Source organism: Micromonospora sp. DT201 (genome assembly GCF_049841575.1).
GTDB lineage: Bacteria > Actinomycetota > Actinomycetes > Mycobacteriales > Micromonosporaceae > Micromonospora.
The window spans coordinates 175-22,654 of record NZ_JBNCKP010000021.1 but is presented as its reverse complement, the minus strand read 5'-3'; the positions used below and the strand labels follow the sequence as shown (position 1 = coordinate 22,654).

General features: G+C 70.5%; 20 protein-coding genes and 1 pseudogene. 4 read left to right on the top strand and 17 right to left on the bottom strand.

Annotated elements, in window-relative coordinates; translation table 11 throughout:
- Nucleotides 1–97 precede the first annotated feature (97 nt).
- From ACLQ28_RS27500 to aspS, 3 genes are all read right to left on the bottom strand, one after another.
- On the bottom strand, nucleotides 98–694 hold the full coding sequence (locus ACLQ28_RS27500) for a helix-turn-helix domain-containing protein (RefSeq protein ID WP_425689155.1): 597 nt from the start codon (nucleotides 692–694) through the stop codon (nucleotides 98–100).
- Nucleotides 695–1,141: 447 nt separating this feature from the next.
- Nucleotides 1,142–1,996: an SDR family oxidoreductase gene (locus ACLQ28_RS27495; RefSeq protein WP_425689154.1), complete on the bottom strand. Its 855-nt coding sequence runs from the start codon at nucleotides 1,994–1,996 to the stop codon at nucleotides 1,142–1,144.
- A 100-nt stretch (nucleotides 1,997–2,096) separates the two neighbouring features.
- Complete coding sequence (aspS, locus tag ACLQ28_RS27490) at nucleotides 2,097–3,902, bottom strand: aspartate--tRNA ligase (protein ID WP_425689153.1); 1,806 nt, start codon at nucleotides 3,900–3,902, stop codon at nucleotides 2,097–2,099.
- Nucleotides 3,903–4,057: 155 nt separating this feature from the next.
- Here aspS and ACLQ28_RS27485 point away from each other — a divergent pair, with 155 nt between their 5' ends.
- Entirely contained in the window at nucleotides 4,058–4,771 is a 714-nt protein-coding gene (locus ACLQ28_RS27485; protein WP_425689152.1) for a DUF998 domain-containing protein, read from the top strand.
- 66 nt (nucleotides 4,772–4,837) lie between these two features.
- Here ACLQ28_RS27485 and ACLQ28_RS27480 read toward each other — a convergent pair whose 3' ends face one another.
- Both ACLQ28_RS27480 and ACLQ28_RS27475 read right to left on the bottom strand, forming a co-directional pair.
- Nucleotides 4,838–5,881 carry a S1 family peptidase gene (locus tag ACLQ28_RS27480; protein ID WP_425689151.1) on the bottom strand — a complete coding sequence of 348 codons (1,044 nt, stop codon included), beginning with the start codon at nucleotides 5,879–5,881 and terminating at the stop codon, nucleotides 4,838–4,840.
- A 277-nt stretch (nucleotides 5,882–6,158) separates the two neighbouring features.
- On the bottom strand, nucleotides 6,159–6,635 hold the full coding sequence (locus ACLQ28_RS27475) for a winged helix-turn-helix transcriptional regulator (protein ID WP_425689150.1): 477 nt from the start codon (nucleotides 6,633–6,635) through the stop codon (nucleotides 6,159–6,161).
- Between the two features lie 55 nt (nucleotides 6,636–6,690).
- On the opposite strand from ACLQ28_RS27475, the gene ACLQ28_RS27470 reads away from it, so the two are divergent.
- On the top strand, nucleotides 6,691–7,218 hold the full coding sequence (locus ACLQ28_RS27470; RefSeq protein ID WP_425689149.1) for a PaaI family thioesterase: 528 nt from the start codon (nucleotides 6,691–6,693) through the stop codon (nucleotides 7,216–7,218).
- 203 nt (nucleotides 7,219–7,421) lie between these two features.
- On the opposite strand, the gene ACLQ28_RS27465 is transcribed toward ACLQ28_RS27470, so the two are convergent.
- The 3 genes from ACLQ28_RS27465 to ACLQ28_RS27455 form a co-directional block, all read right to left on the bottom strand.
- Entirely contained in the window at nucleotides 7,422–8,357 is a 936-nt protein-coding gene (locus tag ACLQ28_RS27465; RefSeq protein ID WP_425689257.1) for an acyl-ACP desaturase, read from the bottom strand.
- Between the two features lie 77 nt (nucleotides 8,358–8,434).
- On the bottom strand, nucleotides 8,435–9,763 hold the full coding sequence (hisS, locus tag ACLQ28_RS27460; RefSeq protein WP_425689148.1) for a histidine--tRNA ligase: 1,329 nt from the start codon (nucleotides 9,761–9,763) through the stop codon (nucleotides 8,435–8,437).
- Between the two features lie 71 nt (nucleotides 9,764–9,834).
- The gene (locus ACLQ28_RS27455) at nucleotides 9,835–10,554 is read right to left on the bottom strand and encodes an MBL fold metallo-hydrolase (protein ID WP_425689147.1); all 720 of its coding nucleotides are present in this window, start codon (nucleotides 10,552–10,554) and stop codon (nucleotides 9,835–9,837) included.
- Nucleotides 10,555–10,823: 269 nt separating this feature from the next.
- Between ACLQ28_RS27455 and ACLQ28_RS27450 the strand changes: the two genes are divergently transcribed.
- Entirely contained in the window at nucleotides 10,824–11,708 is an 885-nt protein-coding gene (locus tag ACLQ28_RS27450; protein WP_425689146.1) for a peptidylprolyl isomerase, read from the top strand.
- A gap of 59 nt (nucleotides 11,709–11,767) precedes the next feature.
- The gene (locus ACLQ28_RS27445; RefSeq protein WP_425689145.1) at nucleotides 11,768–12,607 is read left to right on the top strand and encodes a peptidylprolyl isomerase; all 840 of its coding nucleotides are present in this window, start codon (nucleotides 11,768–11,770) and stop codon (nucleotides 12,605–12,607) included.
- Between the two features lie 74 nt (nucleotides 12,608–12,681).
- On the opposite strand, the gene ACLQ28_RS27440 is transcribed toward ACLQ28_RS27445, so the two are convergent.
- From ACLQ28_RS27440 to ACLQ28_RS27400, 9 genes and pseudogenes are all read right to left on the bottom strand, one after another.
- Nucleotides 12,682–15,198, bottom strand: a complete 2,517-nt coding sequence (locus ACLQ28_RS27440) for a RelA/SpoT family protein (protein WP_425689144.1) — start codon at nucleotides 15,196–15,198, stop codon at nucleotides 12,682–12,684.
- 226 nt (nucleotides 15,199–15,424) lie between these two features.
- On the bottom strand, nucleotides 15,425–15,991 hold the full coding sequence (locus ACLQ28_RS27435) for an adenine phosphoribosyltransferase (RefSeq protein ID WP_425689143.1): 567 nt from the start codon (nucleotides 15,989–15,991) through the stop codon (nucleotides 15,425–15,427).
- Between the two features lie 80 nt (nucleotides 15,992–16,071).
- Complete coding sequence (secF, locus tag ACLQ28_RS27430) at nucleotides 16,072–17,265, bottom strand: protein translocase subunit SecF (RefSeq protein ID WP_425689142.1); 1,194 nt, start codon at nucleotides 17,263–17,265, stop codon at nucleotides 16,072–16,074.
- A gap of 1 nt (nucleotide 17,266) precedes the next feature.
- Entirely contained in the window at nucleotides 17,267–19,198 is a 1,932-nt protein-coding gene (gene secD, locus ACLQ28_RS27425) for a protein translocase subunit SecD (protein WP_425689141.1), read from the bottom strand.
- Nucleotides 19,199–19,475: 277 nt separating this feature from the next.
- Nucleotides 19,476–19,832: a preprotein translocase subunit YajC gene (gene yajC, locus ACLQ28_RS27420; RefSeq protein ID WP_425689140.1), complete on the bottom strand. Its 357-nt coding sequence runs from the start codon at nucleotides 19,830–19,832 to the stop codon at nucleotides 19,476–19,478.
- A gap of 122 nt (nucleotides 19,833–19,954) precedes the next feature.
- The gene (gene ruvB / locus ACLQ28_RS27415) at nucleotides 19,955–21,022 is read right to left on the bottom strand and encodes a Holliday junction branch migration DNA helicase RuvB (protein ID WP_425689139.1); all 1,068 of its coding nucleotides are present in this window, start codon (nucleotides 21,020–21,022) and stop codon (nucleotides 19,955–19,957) included.
- Between the two features lie 28 nt (nucleotides 21,023–21,050).
- The gene (gene ruvA, locus ACLQ28_RS27410) at nucleotides 21,051–21,653 is read right to left on the bottom strand and encodes a Holliday junction branch migration protein RuvA (RefSeq protein WP_425689138.1); all 603 of its coding nucleotides are present in this window, start codon (nucleotides 21,651–21,653) and stop codon (nucleotides 21,051–21,053) included.
- The gene (gene ruvC, locus ACLQ28_RS27405) at nucleotides 21,650–22,177 is read right to left on the bottom strand and encodes a crossover junction endodeoxyribonuclease RuvC (RefSeq protein WP_425689137.1); all 528 of its coding nucleotides are present in this window, start codon (nucleotides 22,175–22,177) and stop codon (nucleotides 21,650–21,652) included. Before ruvC ends, ruvA begins: the two co-directional genes overlap by 4 nt.
- A 112-nt stretch (nucleotides 22,178–22,289) precedes the next feature.
- Nucleotides 22,290–22,480: pseudogene (locus tag ACLQ28_RS27400) on the bottom strand (hypothetical protein); the annotation flags it as partial.

Here is a 22,480-nt window from a genome sequence, read left to right as displayed (position 1 = left end):
CGACTGCGGGGCTCGCAAACCCCGCTCACTCCTCGCGCTCACCACGCCACCTCAGTTCGCGACTGCGGGGCTCGCAAACCCCGCTCACTCCTCGCGCTCACCATCGCTCGTCCAGACGCGGGAAGCCAGCCAGGAACACGTGCACGGGTTTGACGTCCGCGGCATCGGCGACGGCTTCGTCGCGGTAGCGCATCAGCACCGACCACAGGTCGTCACTGAGAGCACGCAGTCGAGCCGGGTCGAGCGGCAGCACCAGGTCACTCATGCCGGCGGCGTCGCGCCACGACCGGGACTGGTGGTGCTCGACGGCCATCCACCGCTCGGCCAGCTCGGCCATCACGCGTACCTGGTCGGCCTGGATCCACTGGACGGCGGCGCGGGCGTCCGGGTCGTTGTCGAAATCGGTGGGCTCGAAGTCGCTCACGTCGTGCGCGGCCTGCCACCAGCGCTGCCGGCTGCTGCCCCGATCGGGGTCCTCGGTGACCAGCCCCACCTCGGCGAGTTGGCGCAGGTGATAACTGGTCGCACCGGTGTTGGTGCCCAGCTTCTGGGCCAGGGCCGTCGCGGTTGCCGGACCGTCCACCCGCAGCGAGCCGAGGAGCCGCATCCGCAGCGGGTGAGCCAACGTGCGGACATGCTGGCCATTCAGTTGGACGCGGCGAGGCTCGGCTGGGCCGTCAAGTGAGGGGTTCACAGCTGCACAATAACTATGCACACATTCTATGCACAAGACTTGTGCATAGAATGTGTGCCCCCACTCAACACTGTTGCGTTGAGGGCGGCGGTCGGTGTGGCGATCCTGCGGCTAGCGCGGCGGGGTGATGACCCGTGTGCGTGTGTGCGTCGCTGGCGGGGTGGCAGGGGTGGCAGGGGTGCTTGGGTTTCCCTTTGCTCTGCTTCAATGGAGGCAACACTCCTGCCGCGTAGGTGTCGCCTCCGTTGAAGCAGAGCAAAGGCGGCGAGGCGTGGGTGGTGCCCCCCTCGTCGGGCATCGAAGGCTGCACTGCGCGCGACGATCGGCGTCTGGCCGGGTGCCGAGACGAGTCTTCACGGGTTGCCATGCCGACCCGCGCCCTAGCGCAACGGTGTTGTGCCCCCACTCCACCCGCGATCTTGCAGTTTCGGCTTACCTTTTGCCGGGTTAAACCCGTTCTGTCACAACAGGAAGTGCAAGATCGCGGGGCGGCGGGGCGAGAAGTTCGCGGACTCCCCGCAGCCGGGTCTGGAGCAGGTCGGCGGCACGGGAGCAGTCGAGGCGTACGTCGAGGGGGCGGGACAGGCCCGTCGCGGCGCCGGTGGTGGTCTTGAGCGCGGACGCGTCCAGGCCGAACCGCTCGGCGACCAGCAGGCCCAGATCGGCCCGGCTCACGGCATCGGCGCCGGCCACGTTGAGCAGACCCGCGTACGACGAGGCGACCAACTCCAGCACGGCGTCGGCCAGGTCGGTGACGTCGACCGGGCAGCGGAACTCGTCGCTGAACAGGGCAGCCCGGCCGGCGAGGGCGTCCCGGCAGAGCTGGATCTGCTTGCTGCCCTCCCCCAGGATCAGCGAGGTACGCACCAGCGCCGCACCCGGATCAATCGCGCGCACGGCAGTCTCCGCAGCTGCCTTCGCAGCGCCGTACGCGTGCACCGGGGTGGGCGGCTCGTCGTCGGTATACAGCGTGGGCCGGCCGGCGTGCAGCGCGTCGCTGGACACGTGCACCAACCGGGCACCCACCTCGGCGGCGGCGACCGCGACGTGCGCGGCCCCGTCGGCGGTGACCGCCCAGTCGTCGTACCGATAGGGGGTCGCGACCACGGCGTCCGGGCGCACCTCGGCGACCAGCCTGCGCACGGCGGCCCGGTCGGTCACGTCCAGCCGACGCCCCGCAACCCCCGGCAAGACGATCTCACCAGAGTGGAACGTCCCAACGACAGACCACCCAACACCCAAGGCCCGCCGACAAACCGCCCCACCGAGAAACCCGCTACCCCCCACAACAAGCAACCGCACCCGAACCCACTCCCCTACTAATGATCAAGAGGTTTGCGTCACCTCGCGGGGCGATGATGACGCAAACCTCTTGATCAACCAAGCAGGACAGGGGGTGCGGTTAGACCGGGTCGGCTACCGGGGCTGCTGGGCCTGCGGTTCCCGTGTGGGCCGTCGCCGGGGGCTTGGGCTTGGCGTCTACGCCGGCCTCGGTACGCTGCTGGGCGGTGATCGGCGTTGGCGCGCTGGTCAGCGGGTCGAAGCCACCCCGGGTCTTCGGGAAGGCGATGACCTCACGGATCGAGTCGGCGCCAGCGAGCAGCATGCACACCCGGTCCCAGCCGAAGGCGATACCGCCGTGCGGCGGTGCGCCGTACTTGAACGCCTCCAGCAGGAAGCCGAACTTGTCCTGTGCCTCCTCGGGAGTGATGCCGAGCAGGTCGAACACCCGCTTCTGCACGTCACCCCGGTGGATACGGATCGACCCACCGCCGATTTCGTTGCCGTTGCAGACAATGTCGTACGCGTACGCCAGCGCCCGGTCCGGGGCCTCCTCGAACCGGTCGACCCACTCGGCGTTCGGCGACGTGAACGGGTGGTGCACGGCCGTCCAGCCGCCGTCGTCCGTGCGCTCGAACATCGGCGCGTCGACCACCCAGCAGAACGCCCAGGCGCTCTCGTCGATCAGCCCGGCCCGCTTGGCGATCTCGACCCGGGCCGCGCCGAGCAGCTCCTGCGCCTCCCGGGTGGTGGTGCTGGCGGCGAAGAAGACCGCGTCGCCCGGCTTGGCGCCGACCGCGTCGGCGAGCCCGCCCAGGTGCTCGGCGGAGAGGTTCTTGGCCACCGGGCCGCGCGCATCGCCGGTCTCGGCGTCCAGGACCACGTACGCCAGGCCGCGCGCACCACGCGCCTTGGCCCAGTCCTGCCAACCGTCCAGCTCCTTGCGGCTCTGCGCCGCGCCGCCCGGCATCACGACCGCGCCGACGTAACCGCCCGCGTCGATCGCCCCGGCGAAGACCCGGAACTCGGTGCCGCGCAGGTAGTCGGTCAGCTCGGTCAGCTCGACGCCGTAGCGCAGGTCCGGCTTGTCGGAGCCGTACCCTGCCATGGCGTCGTGCCAGGTGATCCGCGGGATCGGCCCGGAGATCTCGTGCCCGGCCAGGTCCTTCCACAGCGTCGAGACGATCGCCTCGCCGAGGTCGATCACGTCGTCCTCGGTGACGAAGGACATCTCGATGTCGAGCTGGGTGAACTCGGGCTGCCGGTCGGCGCGGAAGTCCTCGTCGCGGTAGCAGCGGGCAATCTGGTAATACCGCTCCATGCCGCCCACCATCAGCAGCTGCTTGAACAACTGCGGCGACTGCGGCAGCGCGTACCAGCTGCCGGGCTGCAGCCGCACCGGGACCAGGAAGTCGCGGGCACCCTCGGGCGTCGAGCGGGTGAGCGTCGGCGTCTCGATCTCCAGGAAGTCCCGCTCGTGCAGCACACCCCGGGCGAGGTGGCTGGCGCGCGAGCGCAGCCGCAGCGCGTTCGCCGGGCCGCTGCGGCGCAGGTCCAGGTAGCGGTACTTGAGCCGGATGTCGTCACCGGCCTCGATCTGGTCGTCCACCGGCAGCGGCAGCGGCGCCGCTTCGGAGAGCACCTCCAGCTCGACGACGGTCACCTCGACCTCGCCGGTGGGCAGCTCCGGGTTCTCGTTGCCGGCCGGCCGGCGGGTCACCTCGCCGATGACCTTCACGCAGAACTCGTTGCGCAGCGCGTGCGCGTCCTCCTCGCGGAAGACCACCTGGACGACGCCGGAGCCGTCGCGCAGGTCGACGAAGATGACCCCGCCGTGGTCGCGACGGCGGGCCACCCACCCGGCGAGCGTCACCGTCGAGCCGGCGTCCGCGGCGCGCAGGCTTCCGGCATTGTGGGTACGGATCACGGCTGGCAACTCCTCATCGTGGAACAGTCCTCTCCCGCATTCTGTCAGGGGTGGCCGCCCTGCCTCCGGGGCACCCGGCAGGCCGGCCCGATTCGCTGGTGGGGTGGACCGGCGAATCCGACTCAGGCGGCAGCCGTGCCGGTTAACGTGGCGAAATGCGCGCCGTACCGAACTGGGCCGTCGCCACGGCGGCAGCCGCACCCGTGCTGCTGGTGACCGGCTGGACGGTTGCGCAGGCCCGGCAACCCTCGGGGTACGACCCGATCCGGGACACCATCAGCGAGCTGGCGGGGCAGGACGCCACCGACGCCTGGATCATGGTCGGGGCCCTGGTGCTGCTCGGCTGCTGCTATCTGGCGGTCGCCGCCGTGTTGCACGCGGCCGGGTTGCCCAGCCGTTTCCTGCTGGCTGTCGGTGGGGTGGCGACCATCGCGCTTGTCGCGTTTCCCCGGCCGCCGGTCGGTGGTTCGCTCAGCCACGGCATCGCGGCGACGGTGGCCGTCCTCGCCCTGGCGCTGTGGCCGGCCGGCTCGGCGCTGCGGCTGCCACGCGGCCCGGACGCCGCGCACCCGGACGCTCCGCAGCCGCCGTGGGCGTTCCGCCGCGCCGTGGGGCTGAGTGCCACGCTCGTGCTGCTCGCCCTCTTCGGGTGGAGCGCGTACGAGGTGACCAGCGGGTCCCGCACGGGGTTGGCCGAGCGGGTGACGGCGGTGGCCGTGTCGCTCTGGCCGCTGCTGGCGGTCCTCTCGGCTCGCCGGGCGCACATCGTATGGGCCACCGGTGGTGTCACAACCGTCGGTCCGGCGCTGCCTGGTGTCGTACCCCCAGATCCCCTGCGACCAGCGGACGGGCCCGATCCGCTCGCGTGAGGCGGTCCTCCCCGCACGCGACACGGGCCGCCGGAATGCTCCGGCGGCCCACGTGCGGTGCTTCGATCAGAAGACGCTGACGCCGTAGCGGCTCAGTGCCTCGGTGACGGGCTGGAAGAACGTCGTGCCACCGGTACGGCAGTTGCCGCTACCACCGGAGGTCATGCCCAGGGCGGTGCCGCCGCTGAACAGCGAGCCGCCGCTGTCGCCCGGTTCGGCGCAGACGTTGGTGCGGATCAGGCCGGAGACCGAGCCCTCGGCGTAGTTAACCGTGGCGTTTGTCGCGTTCACCGTGCCGCTGCGCAGGCCGGTGGTGCTGCCGGAGCGCTGCACCGACTGGCCGACGGAGGCGTTGCCGGAGCCGGTGATGTCCCGGTAGCTGCCGTTGTAGAGGTAGACGTTGCCGGCCGCATTGGCGGAGTTGTTGTGCCGCACGATGCCATAGTCGTTGCCCGGGAAGCTGGTGCCGGTACGGGTGCCGATCAGCGCGGTCTGGGCGGAGTTCGAGTACCAGCTGGCCGAGATGTTGGTGCAGTGCCCGGCCGTCAGGAAGTAGTAGGTGCTGCCGCTGCGCACGTTGAAGCCGAGCGAGCAGCGCCCGCCGCCGCCGGCGTAGATGGCCTGGCCGCCGGAGATCCGGGTGCTGAGCACACCGGCCTCGGCCTCGACCCGGACCGCGCCGTTGGCCCGCGCGGCGGCGGCCTTGACCCGTTCCAGCTTGGCGCCGGTGACGGTGCTGTCGACGGAGACGACGACCTGGTTGGTGACCGGGTCGCTCCACCAGGCGGTGCCCGGGATCTTGGCGGAGCGCTCCAGATCGGCAGTGGCCCGGTTGAGTTCGGCGGCACCGCGGGTGACGTAGCGGGCGACAGCGCCGGCCTTGCTCACCTTGCTGGCGGCAGCCGCGTCGGTCACCGTGACGACCGACTTGCCACTGGCGTCGATGTACGAGCCGGCGGAGCGGTCGCCGAGTTCCGCGGAGAGAGCGGCGGCGTCGGGCGAGGCGGCGGGAGCGGCCTGGGCGGGTGCGCCGATGAGCGCGCCGACGACCAGGCTCCCGGAAACGGCGACTGTGGCCGCAACACGGAATGGGGACCTCGTGGGTCGCATGTAACAACCTCCTGGGCGGGGGAGCGGGTCTCGCCGAGGCCGGCTGACCCGATAGCAACCCGGCCGATCTGCGAAAACCGGCCGAATGAAGTGAAGTATTCACATACTTAAGATCATTCACAAGCTTTGGTTTCGCCCGGATTAACCGATCTTGGCTGGCCACATTCCCGCAACACCCCGGACACGCTGACGAGCAAGCGCCGTCACACCGAATCGCCCTTTGACGCGCACGATCACCTATGTCTGGATGGGTGCGGGTCACGCGGGTGCGCGCGCGTCAGGGGGTACGGCGGCGCGCGCCCGGACCCGGCCGAGGCACCACGTCGCGCACCTGCCCCACGTCGTGCCCGTCGGCACATCGCAGCTCGACGCGCACCTGGGCGCCGCAGTCACGATGCCCCACACTCAGGGGCGAGCCCTCCGCGTCGGCGAGGTACCGGTCGCCCCACCCGAGCACGGCGACCAGCACCGGCCACAGGTCCAGGCCCTTCTCCGTCAGCCGGTACTCGTGGCGCAGCCGACTGCCAGGCTCCCGGTACGGCTCGCGACTCAACACGCCCTGCTGCACCAGAGTGGCCAGTCGATTGGTCAGCACCTGACGCGGAATGCCGGTGCGCACCCGCATGTCGTCGAAGCGGCGCACGCCGGTGAACACCTCGCGCAGCACCACCAGCGTCCACCGCTCACCGAGGATCTCCATCGTGCGGGCGATGGTGCAGTTGTCCACCGACCAGTCCAGTGCCTCGGGTCGCATCCAACCAGGCTAGATCTCGTTGACAGACTCAGCAACCTACTGCCAGGCTGGGTCCATGACGCAGACGCAGGAACCGGCGCGCAGCCGTACCTTCACCTGGGCGGACCCGGCAGCCAACGCCGCCCAGGTCGGCCGGCGCAGCGGCATCGAGATGCTCCGGGCGATGATCGCCGGCGAGCTGGCCGCACCACCGGTGATGCACCTCATCGACATGGCCCGGATGGAGGCCGACGAGGGTCGGGTCGTCGTCGAGCTGACCCCGCAGGAGTTCCACTACAACCCGCTCGGCAGCGTCCACGGTGGCGTCCTCTCGACGCTGCTGGACACCGCCGCGGCATGCGCTGTGCACACCACCCTGCCGGCCGGCGTCGGCTACACCTCGCTGGACCTCAACGTGAAGTTCCTCCGCCCGGTCACGGTCGACAGCGGCACGCTGCGCTGCGAGGGCACGGTGCTGCAACGCGGCCGGCGCACAGCCCTGGCCGAGGCTCGGATCACCGACGCCAGCTCCCGCCTGATCGCCCACGCAACCAGCACCTGCCTCCTACTCCCTCAAGAACCCCAACCCCAACCCCAACCCTGACCCAACCCCCACCCCCGCCCCCGCCCCCGCCCACGCCCACGCGATCTTGCACTTAGTGTCGTCGGATTGCGGGGTATGCGCGAATATGCCCCCGCAGAAAGTGCAAGATCGCGGGAGTTGGGGCGGGGCGGGGCAGGGCGGGGTGGGGCAGGACAGGGGGCAGGACAGGACAGGGGGGTGGGGCGGGGCAGGGGGGTGGGGGTTTAGCGGAGGGCTAGGCGGTTTGCTCGGGCGTCGCGCTTCTCTTCGAAGCGACTCGCGGCGCGGTCCAGGGTTTCCAGCTGGGCGGCCAACTGCTCGCGGGCGGCTTCACCGTCGGCGTTGAGGCCGGTCACGTTGAAGACGTCCCACTGGCGCAGCACCGGCTGCAGCACCTCGTCGCGGTGCTGGCGCAGGTCGTAGATGCCGGCCAGGGCGATCGCCACCGACTTGCGGGCGAAACCGTCGATGCCGCTGCCCGGCATCTGGAAGTCGGCCACCACGTCGGCGACAGCCCGCATGGCCTGACTCGGGGCCAACTCGAACGCGGCGGCGAGCAGGTTGCGGTAGAAGACCATGTGCAGGTTCTCGTCGGCGGCCACGCGGGCCAGCAGCGCCTCGCAGGCCGGGTCGCCGGTGGCCTTGCCCGTGTTTCGGTGCGAGATCCGGGTGGCCAGCTCCTGGAACGAGACGTACGCCAGCGAGTGCAGCACCTCGTCGCCATGGGCGTTGGCGTAGCCCTCGGACATGTGCGTCATCCGGGCCCGCTCCAAGGCCACCGGGTCGACCGCCCGGGTGACGGTCAGGTAGTCGCGGATCGCGACACCGTGCCGCCCCTCCTCCGCGGTCCACCGGTGCACCCAGGTGCCCCACGCGCCGTCCCGGCCGAACAGGGTGGCGATCTCGTGGTGGTACGAGGGCAGGTTGTCCTCGGTCAGCAGGTTGACGATCAGCGCGGTGCGGGCCACGTCGGGGATGGTGGAGTCCGTCGGCGACCACGCCTCGCCGCCGAGCGGCCCGTCGAAGGTACGCCCTTCGCTCCACGGCACGTACTCGTGCGGGAACCATTCCTTGGCCAGCGAGAGGTGGCGGTCGAGGTTGCGGGCAACCACCGGCTCCAACTCGACGAGGAGTGCGGTCTGGCTCAGTGTGGTGCTCATGGTCACGAGAAACTCCCTACGGTGGCGTAACTTACGCTACCGTAGGTCCCCGCGGCCATGAGCGCCAGTGGTGAGACTCAGCTGACCGCAGGCTTGAGGTCCTCCACCGGTGGCATCCACTCCTGGGCACCGGCCGTGACCTGCGCACCAGACCGAATGTCCTTCACCTCGTCCGCCGCTCCGTCGGCGCCCGGGAACCAGACGTACGGAATGCCGCGCCGTTCGGCATAACGGATCTGCTTGCCGAACTTCGCCGCGCTCGGCGAGACCTCGGTGGCGATTCCGCGCCGCCGCAGCGCCGCAGCGATCCGGTCACTGGCCGGGCGGTGCTCCTCGTCGGCCAACGCCACCAGAACACACGTGGGCACCGAGCGGGAGACCGACAACTCACCCGCGCCGAAGAGCAACCCGAGCAGGCGGGTCACCCCGATCGAGATCCCCACCCCGGGGAACGAGGTGGTGCCGGCGCTGGCCAGGTTGTCGTAGCGGCCGCCGGAGCAGATCGAGCCGAACCGCTCGTAGCCGCGCAGTTGGGTCTCGTAGACGGTGCCCGTGTAGTAATCCAGGCCGCGGGCGATGCGCAGGTCCGCCACGCAGAGACCCGGCGAGTGCTCGGCGGCGGTCTCCACCACCCGGACCAACTCCTCAAGGCCCTCGTCGAGCAGCGGATTGCTCACCCCAAGCGCGCGGACGGCGTCGGCGAACGAGGCATCCGAAGCGGAGATCTCGGCCAGCGCGAGGCACGCCTTGGCCTGGGCCTCGCTCGCCCCGGCGGTCTGGCCCAGCAGGTCGGCCACCTTCGTTGGGCCGATCTTGTCGAGCTTGTCGATCGCCCGCAGCGCCGACTCCGGGTCGGTCAACCCGATGCCCCGGTAGAAGCCCTCGGAGATCTTGCGGTTGTTGACCTGGATGGTCACCGGTGGGATCGGCAGCGACCGTAGGGCGTCCCCGATGACCAGCGGCATCTCCGCCTCGTGGTGGGGAGCGAGGGTGTCCCGGTCGACGATGTCGATGTCGGCCTGGACGAACTCCCGGTAGCGCCCCTCCTGCGGGCGCTCCCCCCGCCACACCTTCTGGATCTGGTAGCGGCGGAACGGGAAGGTCAGCTTGCCGGCGTTCTCCAGCACGTACCGGGCGAACGGCACGGTCAGGTCGAAGTGCAGGCCCAGCTGGTCGTCACCGCCCGCACCCTCGGCGTCGGCGTGCAGCCGCCGGATCACGTAGACCTCCTTCGAGGTCTCGCCCTTGCGCAGCAGCTGGTCCAGCGGCTCCACCGCGCGGGTCTCCAGCGGCGCGAAGCCGTACAACTCGAAGGTGGCCCGGATCTTCTCGAGCACGAACTGCTCGATCATCCGCTGGCCGGGGGTCCACTCCGGGAAACCGGAGATGGGCGTGGGCTTGCTCATCGGCGTACTCCTTGCGGTTCCGCGCCCACGGCGCGGTGGTGTCGTGGGTCCGCGCGCGGCGCGGAGAAGGTCTAGAGGCCCCGGGTGGGCGCCGCTGGTCGGCCGCCGCCGACCTGCGCCACCTCGATGAGGTACGGGTTGCTGGCGCGCTCGCGGCCGATGGTGGTGCTGGGGCCGTGGCCGGGCAGCACGACCGTGTCGTCGGCCAGCGGGAGGATCTTGTCGCGCAGGCTGGTGAGCATGGCCGGCATGCTCCCGCCCGGCAGGTCGGTGCGGCCGATCGACCCGGCGAAGAGAACGTCGCCGGAGAGGCACAGCTCGTCAGCATCCCAGCCCGACCCGGCACCCGGCAGGCGGAACAGCACCGACCCGCCGGTATGGCCCGGGGCGTGGTCGACGGCGATCTCCAGACCGGCGAGCGTGAGGGTGGCGCCGTCGGTCAGCTCCGCCACGTCATCCGGCTCGCTGTAGCTCAGCCGACCGCCGAAGAGCGACGTCAGGTCCGCCGAGAGGCCCTTGGACGGGTCAGCCAGCATCTCCCGGTCACCCGGGTGCACGTAGGCGGTGATGCCACGCGCACCGCAGACCGGCGCGACCGAGAAGGTGTGGTCGAGGTGGCCGTGGGTGAGCAGCACGGCGGCCGGATGCAGGCGGTGCTCGGCGAGCAGCGCGTCGAGCTGGTCGAGCACCCCGATGCCAGGGTCGACCACCACGCACTGCTCCCCCGGCGCGGTGGCAACCACGTAACAGTTGGTGCCGAAGGCGTCCGCGGGAAAGCCGGCCACGAGCACGGTCGCTGTCCTTTCCGTCGAGCAGCTGTCGTCCTCCCCGCAGCCTAACGGGCCTGCCGAGGGAGTTTGCCGCGTCCGTCCCTCGCGCCCCGCACAGCACAGTGACAACGCCCAATAAGCGCTGCTCGGGACGGGGTGGACCTCGTACACCACTTTCTCAGTCGCTAGCCGTACACTCTGGCGGGCGTGTGGCGCGGCACACGCGACGCCCGGACGGGCCGGGACGCCCGGCCGCCGGCGACGACCAGGTAGAGGAAAGGGGAGCACGGGTGGCTTCCAGCAGGGACCGGCAGCGCAAACTGGCGCGTGCCAAGCTCGACCGGCAGTTGGCTCGCCGGGCCGCCGCCACGCGGCGCCGTCGGCAGATCCAGGCTGGTGTCGGCGCCGTCCTGATCCTCGTGGTGGTCGTGGCAGGCTCGGCGTGGGCCCTCGGGGCGTTCGACTCCGACTCGGAGCAGAACACGGCCGTGGCGGACATCTGCCTCTGGACGCCGCAGGACGCGACGGCCAACACCAACCTCAAGGACGTCGGCACGCCGGCGACCAAGGATCTGCCCACCGAGGGCACGCGGGCGATGACCGTGACCACCAACCAGGGCGCGCCGATCACCGCGGAGCTGAACCTGACCAACTCGCCTTGCGCGGCGGCGAGCATCGCCCACCTGGCGAGCCGGTCGTTCTACGACAACACCAAGTGCCACGAGATCATCGCCGACGGTGCGTTGCGCTGCGGCGACCCGAGCGGCACCGGCCTTGGTGGGCCGACCTACTCGTTCTACGACGAGGAGTTGCCGACCGTGCCGTCGGCGTCACCGTCGGCCAGCCCGGCCCCCGGCCAGCCGCCGACGTACCCCAAGGGCACCCTGGCGATGATCTCCAACCCGCCGGGCAACAACGGCAGCCAGTTTCTGATCTTCTTCAAGGACTTCACCACCACCGACCCGAAGTACCCGGTGATCGGCCGGGTGACCGGCGGGCTGGACGTGGTGGAAAAGATCGGTGCCCTCCCGACCGTGGACAATGGGACGGGGGCCAAGGTCAAGCCCAGCACCGACGTGACCATTCAGACCCTCACCGTCGGTGAGCCGGTCACCGGTGCGGCACCGGCACCGTCGGCCTCCGGCGTCCCGGCCAGCAGCCCGAGCGCCGGCTGACCGGCCGCCACCACCCACCCAAGCGGCACCCAGCAGCAGACAGCCAGGAGGATCCAGGCGTGACGTCCACCAGAGAGCGGCAGCGCGCGGCGGCACGCGCCCGGCTCGAGAAGGATATGGCCGAGCGCGCGGGCAAGGCCCGCAAGCGCCGGCAGACGCAGGCGATCATCAGCGCGGGCGCCGTTCTGGTGCTCGTGGTCGCCGGCACCGTCTGGCTGGCGGTGACCCTCGGCGGCGACGACGACAAGCCCGCCACCAACACCGCGGCGGCCGGCGCCAGCGAGTGCGTGTACAACGCGCTGCCCACGGACCAGCGGCCCCCGACGATCAAGGACGTGGGGGTGCCGAGCAACCAGCAGTCCGGCACCGGCGTGCAGACCATGACGATCGACACCAACCTGGGCCCGATCACCGCCAAGGTCGACCGGTCGCTGGTGCCGTGCACGGCGGGCAGCTTCAGCTACCTCGCGGAGAAGAACTTCTTCGACAACACCAAGTGCCACCGTCTCGTGACCGAGGGCATCAAGGTGCTGCAGTGCGGTGACCCCAGCGCCACCGGCAACGGCTGGCGGGACACCGACGGCCAGGGCGGCCCGAGCTACCGCCTGCCCGAGGAGAACCTGCCCACCGACAAGCGCCCGCCGTACCCGGAGGGTGTCATCGCGATGGCCAACTCCGGCCAGCCGGGCAGCACCGGCAGCCAGTTCTTCATCGTCTACGGCGACTCGCCGCTGGACCCCGCGTACACGGTCCTGGGCACCGTCACCGGTGGCCTGGACATCGTCAAGGACGTCGCCAAGGCCGGCGACGACGGGGCGTTCGCCGCGCAGGCCGGTGGTGGCCACCCGAAGAAGGAGGTCGTCATCAAGGACCTCACGATGAGTGCGCCGCAGAGCTGACGCCCACGCAGACGACGAAACGCCCGCCGGCTGAGCCGGCGGGCGTTTCCGTGTCCGAAGAGCGGGGGGCGGGGTCAGGCGCCGGAGGTGACCCGGTACGCGTCGAAGACGCCGTCCACCTTGCGGACCGTGGCCAGCAGGTGGCCCAGGTGCTTCGGGTCGGCCATCTCGAAGCTGAACCGGCTCACCGCCACCCGGTCGCGGGTCGTGGTGACGGTGGCGGAGAGGATGTTGACCCGCTCGTCGGAGAGCACCCGGGTGACGTCGGCCAGCAGCTTGTGCCGGTCCAGAGCCTCGACCTGGATGGCGACCAGGAACGTCGAGGCGGAGGTGAGCTTCCAACTCACCTCGACCACCCGCTCGCTCTGCGCCCGCAGGTCCTCGGCGTTGGCGCAGTCGTCGCGGTGCACGCTCACGCCGCCGGAGCGGGTGACGAAGCCGAACACCGAATCCGGTGGGACCGGGGTGCAGCAGCGGGCCAGCTTGATCCAGACGTCGCTGACGCCGCGGACGACGACACCGGGGTCGCTGCTGCTCTGCCGGCTACGCGGTGGCCGGGTGGCGACGGCGGTCTCGGCGATGTCCTCCGCCGCGCCCTCCTCGCCGCCGTACGCCGCCATCAGCTTCTGCACCACGGACTGCGCGGAGACCTGGCTGTCACCCACCGCCGCGTAGAGCGAGGCCACGTCGGCCAGGTGCAGGTCCCGGGCGATCGACATCAGCGCGTCGGAGGTGAGCATCCGCTGCAACGGCATGCCCTGCTTACGCATCGCCTTGACGATCGCGTCCTTGCCGGCCTCGATCGCCTCCTCGCGCCGCTCCTTGTTGAAGTACTGGCGGATCTTCGTCCGTGCGCGGGGGCTCTTGACGAAGCCCAGCCAGTCCTGTGTCGGGCCGGCCGTCTCGGACTTCGAGGTGAAGATCTCGATCACGTCGCCGTTGGACAGCGTCGACTCCAACGGCACCAACTTGCCGTTGACCCGCGCCCCGATGCACTTGTGCCCCACCTCGGTGTGCACCGCGTACGCGAAGTCGACAGGCGTCGAACCGGTCGGCAGCGGGATGACGTCACCCTTCGGGGTGAAGACGTACACCTCCTGGCTGGACAGGTCGAAGCGCAACGCGTCCAGGAATTCGCTCGGGTCGGCAGCCTCGCGCTGCCAGTCGAGCAGTTGCCGCAGCCAGGTCATCTCGTCGATGTGCGCGGGCGGGCCGACGATCTGGGTGCCCTTGTGCTCCTTGTACTTCCAGTGCGCGGCGATGCCGAACTCCGCGGTGCGGTGCATCGCGTACGTGCGAATCTGCATCTCCACCGGCTTGCCGGTGGGCCCGATGACAGTCGTGTGCAACGACTGGTACATGTTGAACTTGGGCATCGCGATGTAGTCCTTGAACCGGCCCGGCACCGGCTGCCAGTTGGCGTGGATCACGCCCAGCGCCGCGTAGCAGTCACGAACCGTGTCGACCAGGATCCGCACGCCCACCAGGTCGTAGATGTCGTTGAAGTCCCGACCCCGCACGATCATCTTCTGGTAGATCGAGTAGAGGTGCTTCGGCCGCCCGGTGGTCTCCGCCTTGATCTTGGCGGCCTTCAGGTCGGTCTGCACCTTCTGCGTCACCTGCCGCAGCAGCGCCTCGCGCTGCGGCTGGTGCTCCCCGATCAGCCGGTTGATCTCCTCGTAGCGCTTCGGGAACAACGTGCCGAAGGAGAGATCCTCCAGCTCCCACTTGATCGTGTTCATACCGAGCCGGTGCGCGAGCGGGGCCAGGATCTCCAGCGTCTCCTTGGCCTTCTGCTCCTGCTTGGGGCGAGGCAGGAACGTCAGGGTGCGCATGTTGTGCAACCGGTCGGCCAGCTTGATCACCAGAACCCGCGGGTCCTTGGCCATCGCCACGACCATCTTGCGGATCGTCTCGGCCTTGGCCGCGTCGCCCAACTTGACCTTGTCAAGCTTCGTGACGCCGTCGACCAGCAGGGCGACCTCGCCACCGAAGTCGGCGCGCATCGCGTCGAGGGTGTATTCGGTGTCCTCGATGGTGTCGTGCAGCAGCGCGGCGACCAGCGTGGTGGTGTCCATCCCCAGGTTGCCGAGGATGGTCGCCACCGCGAGCGGGTGGGTGATGTACGGGTCACCGGACTTTCGGTACTGCCCGGAGTGCCACCGCGCGGCCGTGTCGAAGGCGCGCTGGAGCAGGCGGGCGTCAGCCTTGGGGTGGTTGTCCCGGTGGCTCGCGATGAGCGGCTCCAGCACCTCGCTGACCTGCGAGGTCTGCCAGGGCGCGTTGAACCGGGCCAGCCGCGCCCGGACCCGCCGGCCGGTGGGCGCGTTGGACAGCCCGAAGCCACCGCTCGGCGACGGATCGACGCCGGCGTCGCTCGGGAACGGCACCACCACCCCATCGGCGCCGGGGGACGCCTCAGCGCTCGGCGGGCCACTGGTCGGACGCACCGCGCCCTCGCCCGCAGCCCTGCCGGAGCCGTTGCCCGTCACCCGGGCCGGCACGTCGCCTGTCCGGTCGGTCACCGAGCCGTCAGCGTCGCCTGTCGGGTGCACCGTGCCCTCCGCCGGAGGGACGACATCGTGGGACACCGGCCTCCTCACCGCTCGCCGGAAAAACACCGGCCGAACATCGGCCGGCCTGGTCTCGCTCCACCGGACGGTGTACCGCCGGCGTCAGCAAAGGGCAATGCTACCCGCACGGACGGCCCCCTGCCGCTCCGCCGGACGGTCGGTGCCGGCTCCGCCCGACGGGTCTGGGATCAATCGGTCAGCACGGCACCGACAGTTCAAACGGGCCGCCGGAGCACCGGCCAGCTCAAACGGTCAGCAGAGCATGGACGGGACGCGGTGCCAGCCGCTTCCGCCCACCCAGGAAGCCGAGTTCCAGCAGCACGGTGAACCCGGTGACGGTCCCCCCGGCCCGCTCGACCAGGTCCAGAGTCGCCTCGGCGGTGCCACCGGTCGCCAGCACGTCATCGACCACCAGCACCCGGTGCCCGGCGGTGAACGCGTCCTCGTGCACCTCCAGGGTGGCCTCGCCGTATTCCAGGGCGTAGGAGACCGAGTGCGCCGGGCGGGGCAGCTTGCCGGCCTTGCGAACCGGCACCACGCCCACCCCGGCCGCGTACGCGACGGCCGCAGCGACGACGAACCCGCGCGCCTCGATGCCGACCACCACGTCGAAGCTGTCCCGCCCGTGGTACGCGACGATCCCGTCGGTCACCTCACGGAAGGCCTTCCCGTCGGCGAACAACGGCATCAGGTCCTTGAACATGACGCCGGGCTTGGGGAAGTCCGGCACGTCCAGCACCCGGCTGGCGACCAGTCGGGCGGCCTCCGGGCCGCTGTCCCCGCGCGCCGCGGTGCTGTGGGTCTCCGTCACGGCTGTTTCGTTTCCCTTCAACGACGACGGCGTCCGGCACGCACAGCATGCCGGACGCCGTTCGGGTGTTTCCTGGCGGGTCAGCGCCGCTTGGCGCCACCCGGCCGGTTGCCGCCGCCACCCGGGCGACCGCCCCGGGCACCGGTCGGCCGCTTGCCTGCCGGCCGAGCGCCCACCTTGGGGGCGGCACCGGCCAACGCGGCGGCGTCCGGGTCGAGCGGCTCATCGGTCGCGTCGGCCGGGGCCGGGCTCACGGAGCCCTTGCCGGTGACCTCGCCGCGGGCGAGCGCACCCCGACGGGTCAGGACGCGCTTGTTGTGCGCCTGGATCCGCGGGTCGTAGTTCTTCAGCAGCGCCAGCAGCGGCGTGGCCACCAGGATGGAGGTGAGGAACGCGACCGCCATACCGACGAACAACACCAGGCCGAGGTCCTTCAGCGTGCCAGCCCCGAGCAGGCCGGCACCGATGAAGAGCAGACCGCCGACCGGCAGCAGGGCGACCACCGAGGTGTTCAGCGATCGCATCAGGCTCTGGTTGACGGCCAGGTTGGCCGCCTCGCCGTACGTCTGGTTGTTGTTGGCGGTGATGCCCCGGGTGTTCTCCTGGACCTTGTCGAAGACCACCACCACGTCGTAGAGCGCGAAGCCCAGGATCGTGAGGAAACCGATGATCGTCGACGGGGTGACCTCGAAGCCGACAAGCGAGTAGATGCCGGCGGTGAGGATCAGGTTCGTGAACAGCGACGCGACCGCGGCGACCGCCATCCGCCACTCGAAGCGCAGGATCAGGTAGACCATCACCAGCGCGATGAAGATGACCAGACCGAGCACGGCCCGCGAGGTGACCTGGCTGCCCCACGCCTCGCTGACCTGGTTGCCGCTGATCTGGTCCGCGTTGATGCCGAGGTCCTCGGCGATCTGCCCCTTGACCGCGGTGGTCTGCTCGACGCTGAGCTGCGGAGTGCGCAGCTCGTAGGTGTCGCCGCCGGTGCCGCCGACCTTCTGTGCGGTGGCCACCTCAATGCCGGTGTTCTGGGCGGCGAGGGCCGAGTTGACCTCCCGCTCGGCGTCCTCCAGGGTGCCGACGCTGGCCGGCACCTGGAACGAGTTGCCACCGGCGAACTCGATGCCGAGGCTGAAGCCGCGCAGCCCGAAGCTGAGGAGCGCGATCAGGATCAGGACGCCGGCGACGCTGAACCAGAGCTTGCGGCGGCCGACGACGTTGAGACCGGCTTCGCCGTTGTAGAGGCGGCTCGCCAGACCGTTTTGAGCCATCTCAGGCCTCCTTGGCGCGCGGGTTACGGGGCTGAGTCTGCTGCTGGTTACGGGCCGGAAGCGCCCGACCCAGACCGCTGACCCGCGGGGACAGGAACGCCCGGGTCCGGGCGAACATGGTCATGATCGGGTGCCGGAAGAGGAAGACCACCACCAGGTCCAGCACGGTGGCCAGGCCCAGGGCGAAGGCGAAGCCCTTGACCGTGCCGACCGAGACCACGTAGAGCACCACCGCGGAGAGCAGGGTGATCGCGTTGGCCGAAATGATCGTCCGGCGGGCACGGACCCAGGCGCGAGGCACCGCGCTACGCGGGCTGCGCCCCTCTCGGATCTCGTCCTTCAACCGTTCGAAGTAGATGACGAACGAGTCCGCCGCCACACCTAGCGAGACGATCATGCCGGCGATGCCGGCGAGGGTGAGCGTGAAGCCGATCTGCCGGCCGAGCACCACCAGCGCGCCGAAGACCAGCAGCGCGGAGAGGATCAGGCTCAGGAAGATCACTGAGCCGAGCAGCCGGTAGTAGAAGAACGCGTAGATGATGACCAGCAGCATGCCGATGCCGGCCGCGAGCAGACCAGCCCGCAGGTGGCTGGCGCCCAGGGTGGCCGTGACGTTCTGCGACTCCTGCGGCTCGAAGGTCACCGGCAGCGCGCCGTAGCGCAGCTGGCTGGCGAGCGCGCTGGCGTCCTTCTGGTTGAAGTTGCCGGTGATCTGGGAGTTGCCGGTCAGCACGCCCTGGATCTCCGGCGAGGAGACGATCTTGTTGTCCAGCACGACGGCGACGCGGCACTTGCCGTCCTGGCCGAGTGCGGTCGCGTCGCAGGCCTGGCCCTCGTTGGTGAACGCCTCGCGGGTGAGGTCGGTCCACTTGCCCTGGCCGTCGCCGGAGAAGTCCAGGCTGACCACCCAGGCGCTGGTCTGGTCGAGCACCGCGTCGGCGTCGTCCACGTCGGTGCCCAACACCTTGGCCTGGTCGAGCAGGTACTTCGACACGCCGTCCTCGCAGGAGACGACCTGCTGCTTCGGGTCGGAGATCGACGCCGGCGGACGCTTGTCGAGCTGCCCACACCCGATCGTCGGCACGTTGAACTGCATCTGCGCCGGCAGCACGGCGACCTCTTGCGGCGACAGCGTGCCGAACGGCTTGAGCTTGTCGGCCAGCGACGGGTCGGCGGTCAGGTCGGCGGGGGCCTGGAGCCCGGTCGCGGCCTGCCAGGCGGGGGCGCCGACCTTCTGCTCGACGGCCTTGCGCTGCTCCTCGATGCTGGCCGGCACCGGCTCGGCGCTGGCGCTCGGGGTGGGCGCGGCGGCACTCGCGGACGCGGACACGGAGGGAGTCGGCGTGGCGCTGGGCGACGCCGGGGCCATCCCGCCCTGACCGCCGCTCGGCGACGAGGTCACCTTCGGCGCGGCGCTGCCCGACGGGGTCGGGGTGGCGCTGCCGGACGGGGCCGGGGTGGCGCTGCCGGACGGGGCCGGGCTGCCCGACGGGGCCGGCGTCGCGGCCGGCGGCGGCACGGCGGCCGTTCCGCTGCCGTCGGCGCCCTTGAGCACCTTGCGGAAGCGCAGCTCGGCGGCGCTGCCCACATCGGTGAGGTCCCGGTTCTCACCGGGCAGGGAGATGACGATGTTCCGGTTGCCCTCGGTGACCACCTCGGCCTCGGCCACGCCGAACGCGTTGACCCGGCTCTCGATGATCTGGCGGGCCTCCTCGAGGTTCTCCGCCGTCGGAGGCTTGCCGTCGACGCTGTTGGTCGCCTCCAGTGTCATCCGGGTGCCGCCGATGAGGTCCAGGCCGAGCTTGGGCTCGAGCCGGTCCTTCAAGCTGCCGCTGGCACCAGAGAAGAACACCAAAAGATAGAGGACCACGAAGATGAACCCGAGCACGGCGAGCTGCCGCCCGGGGCGCATCTGTCCCTGAGGTGGTGCCACGGCTGTCCTGTCTCCCTGTACGGTCGCGCCGCTGTGCGCAGCGGCGGCGGTGTCGGGCCGGGGGTCCCGGCCGACGGGTCTGACCTGAGCCGACGAAATGCCGACACGAGGACCGGACACGCCGGCGCGGAACGCCGACGGTCACGGGATCGTGCCGATGTCCGGCGTCGACCCAACTATCCAGTTTTCACGTCTCGTCCGCTGCCCCGTCGGGTGCGGTGGCCCGGAAGCCGGTCGACCGGCCGTACGCCGGACTCGCCACCTCCGGGAGAAGGGGTCAATCCTTGACGGTGTCGGCGTCCTCGCTGACCGGCTCACTCGGCAGCTCGGCGCGGGTGACCACGCGCGCGATGGCCGGGCGGGCGTAGCGGGTCTGCACGCCCGGTGCGACCTCGATCAGGACGGTGTCGTCCTCGATGCCGGTGACCGTGCCGTAGAGCCCGCCGATGGTCACGACCTCGTCGCCGGGGCCGAGGTTGGACTGCATCGACTCCGCCTCGCGGCGGCGCTTCTGCTGGGGCCGGATCATCATGAAGTACATGACACCGAAGAGCAGGGCGATCATCAGAATCGGCGTGAAACTGCCGGCTCCGCTGCCCGCTGCTAGGTTATGCACGGTTACTGACCTTCCCATTGGCCACCTGCCCGGCACGAGGGGTGCCGGAGCGGAGGCGGAATCTCACGTCCTGTACAGACCGCGGCGAAGTCTAAACCCTGCACCTGAGAACACCGAATGCGGCACAGATCACGTTCACATCACGGCTGATCGGTGTCCAAGGAGAACAGATCGGGCGCAGCAGGACTATCCGCACCAAAGATACCATTTGGCGGAGTGCGTCCCAGATGCCGCCAGGCCGCCTCGGTAGCCACCCGACCACGGGGCGTACGCGCCAACAGGCCCGCGCGGACCAGGAACGGCTCGCACACCTCCTCGACCGTGTCCGGCTGCTCCCCCACCGCCACGGCAAGGGTGGACAGACCCACCGGGCCACCCCGGAACGAGTCGACCAGCGCGGTCAGCACCGCCCGGTCCAGCCGGTCCAGACCAAGCGCGTCCACGTCGTACACGATCAACGCGGAACGGGCGGTGTCGAGATCGACCACCCCGTCGGCTCGGACCTCCGCGTAGTCGCGGACCCGGCGCAACAGCCGGTTGGCGATCCGCGGCGTGCCCCGGGACCGACCGGCGATCTCGGTCGCGCCCTCCCCGGTGATCGGCACGCCGAGAATCCGCGCCGAGCGGTGCAGCAGCGTCTCCAGATCCGCAGGGGCGTAGAAGTCGAGGTGCGCGACGAAGCCGAACCGGTCCCGCATCGGCCCGGTCAACAGGCCCGAACGGGTCGTCGCGCCGACCAGGGTGAACGGCTCGACGTCCAGCGGGATCGCCGTCGCCCCCGGCCCCTTACCGACCACCACGTCGACCCGGAAGTCCTCCATCGCGCTGTAGAGCAGCTCCTCGGCCGGCCGCGCGATGCGGTGGATCTCGTCGATGAAGAGCACATCGCCCTCGGCGAGGCTCGTCAGGATCGCCGCCAGATCCCCGGAACGCTCGATCGCCGGGCCACTGGTCACCCGGATGCCCGCGCCCAACTCGGCGGCGACGATGTTGGCCAGACTCGTCTTGCCCAACCCGGGCGGGCCGGAGAGCAGGATGTGATCCGGCGGCGACCCCCGCCGCATCGCGCCCTGCAACAACAGGTCGAGCTGGTCGCGCACCCGGTCCTGGGCGATGAACTCGGCCAGCCGCTTCGGCCGTACCGTGGCCTCCGCGTCCCGATCCGCGTCGCTGACGTACGCCGAGACAAGCCCGTCGGTCTCGCTCACCGTGCCGCCTCCCGCCTCGGCCGGGCGCTCATCGGGTCCGACCAAGCAGGCGGATGGCCTGCTTGAGCAGGACCGGCACCGGCGGCGTCTCGCCCTCGATCGTCTCCGCCACCGCGGCCACCGCCTGATCGGCCTGACCGGTTGTCCAGCCCAGCCCGACCAGTGCCTGCCGAACCTGGTCAGGCCAGCTGCCACGGGTCACCCCGGCCGCGCCGTCGGCGCCGATCGGCACCGGGCCGATCCGGTCGCGAAGCTCCAACACCAGGCGTTCGGCGCCCTTCTTACCGATCCCGGGCACCCGGGTCAGCGCAGCCGTGTCGGCGTTGGCGATCGCCTTACGCACCGCGTCCGGGGTGTGCACGGCCAGCACCGCCTGGGCCAGCCGCGGACCCACCCCACTGGCGGTCTGGAGCAGCTCGAACAGTGACTTGGCGTCGTCGTCGGGGAAGCCGTAGAGAGTCAGCGAATCTTCCCGCACGATCAGGCTGGTGGCGAGCCGGGCGACCTGACCGACCCGCAGCTCCGCGAGGGTCCCGGGGGCACAGTGCACGGCCAGGCCGACACCGCCAACCTCGATCACGGCCTGATCCGGACCCGTCGCGGTCACCGTGCCGCGCACGCTGGCGATCATCGTGCTCCTCCTCGTCGTGCCCGGTCGGCTGCCGCGGCCAGCTTGGAGCGGGTCCCGCCGCGCCACACATGGCAGATGGCCAGGGCGAGCGCATCGGCGGCGTCAGCCGGCTTCGGTGGCTCGGCCAGCCGCAACAGCCTGGTCACCATGGTGGTCACCTGCGCCTTGTCGGCCTGACCGGACCCGGTCACGGCCGCCTTCACCTCACTCGGGGTGTACGTCTGCACCGGCAGACCGGCGCGCGCCCCGGCCAGCACGGCGATGCCGCTGGCCTGCGCGGTGCCCATCACCGTGCGAACGTTGTGCTGGCTGAACACCCGCTCGACGGCGACGCTCTCCGGCTGGTGCTCGGCGACCAACTCGGTCAGCGACCGATCCAGGTGCAGCAGACGCAGCGGCAGGTCGTCGGCCGGGTCGGTGTAGACCACGTAGTAGGCGATCAGCGTGCAGGGACGGCCGGGCACACCCTCGACCACGCCCACCCCACACCGAGTCAACCCCGGGTCAACCCCCAGCACCCGCACGCCGCCCCCTCCCCCACCGCCAGCAGTACGTGTGTTCGACACCCTAACTGCCGCCCTTCCCACCGGCCCCACGGGACACGCCCTCACCCTCCGTGGGGCCGCCCGCGCATCCTCACGCCCTGTAGAGCACCCGCGCCCCCGCGCCCTGCGGGACGTCCGCGGCCCATGGGGCGTACGCAGCCCGTGGGGCGTCCGCGCCCTGTGGGGCGTCCGCGCCCCGTGGGACGTCCGCGCCCCGTGGGACGTCCGCGCCCCGTGGGACGTCCGCGCCCCGTGGGACGTCCGCGCCCCGTGGGACGTCCG

Bases quoted from the DNA above. Each gene is read 5' to 3' on its own strand.
- ACLQ28_RS27485 (WP_425689152.1), top strand. From the start codon at position 4,058: ATGCGCGCCGTACCGAACTGGGCCGTCGCCACGGCGGCAGCCGCACCC.
- ACLQ28_RS27480 (WP_425689151.1), bottom strand. From the start codon at position 5,881: ATGCGACCCACGAGGTCCCCATTCCGTGTTGCGGCCACAGTCGCCGTT.
- ACLQ28_RS27475 (WP_425689150.1), bottom strand. From the start codon at position 6,635: ATGCGACCCGAGGCACTGGACTGGTCGGTGGACAACTGCACCATCGCC.
- ACLQ28_RS27470 (WP_425689149.1), top strand. From the start codon at position 6,691: ATGACGCAGACGCAGGAACCGGCGCGCAGCCGTACCTTCACCTGGGCG.
- ACLQ28_RS27465 (WP_425689257.1), bottom strand. From the start codon at position 8,357: ATGAGCACCACACTGAGCCAGACCGCACTCCTCGTCGAGTTGGAGCCG.
- hisS (WP_425689148.1), bottom strand. From the start codon at position 9,763: ATGAGCAAGCCCACGCCCATCTCCGGTTTCCCGGAGTGGACCCCCGGC.
- secF (WP_425689142.1), bottom strand. From the start codon at position 17,265: ATGGCTCAAAACGGTCTGGCGAGCCGCCTCTACAACGGCGAAGCCGGT.
- yajC (WP_425689140.1), bottom strand. From the start codon at position 19,832: ATGGGAAGGTCAGTAACCGTGCATAACCTAGCAGCGGGCAGCGGAGCC.
- ruvA (WP_425689138.1), bottom strand. From the start codon at position 21,653: ATGATCGCCAGCGTGCGCGGCACGGTGACCGCGACGGGTCCGGATCAG.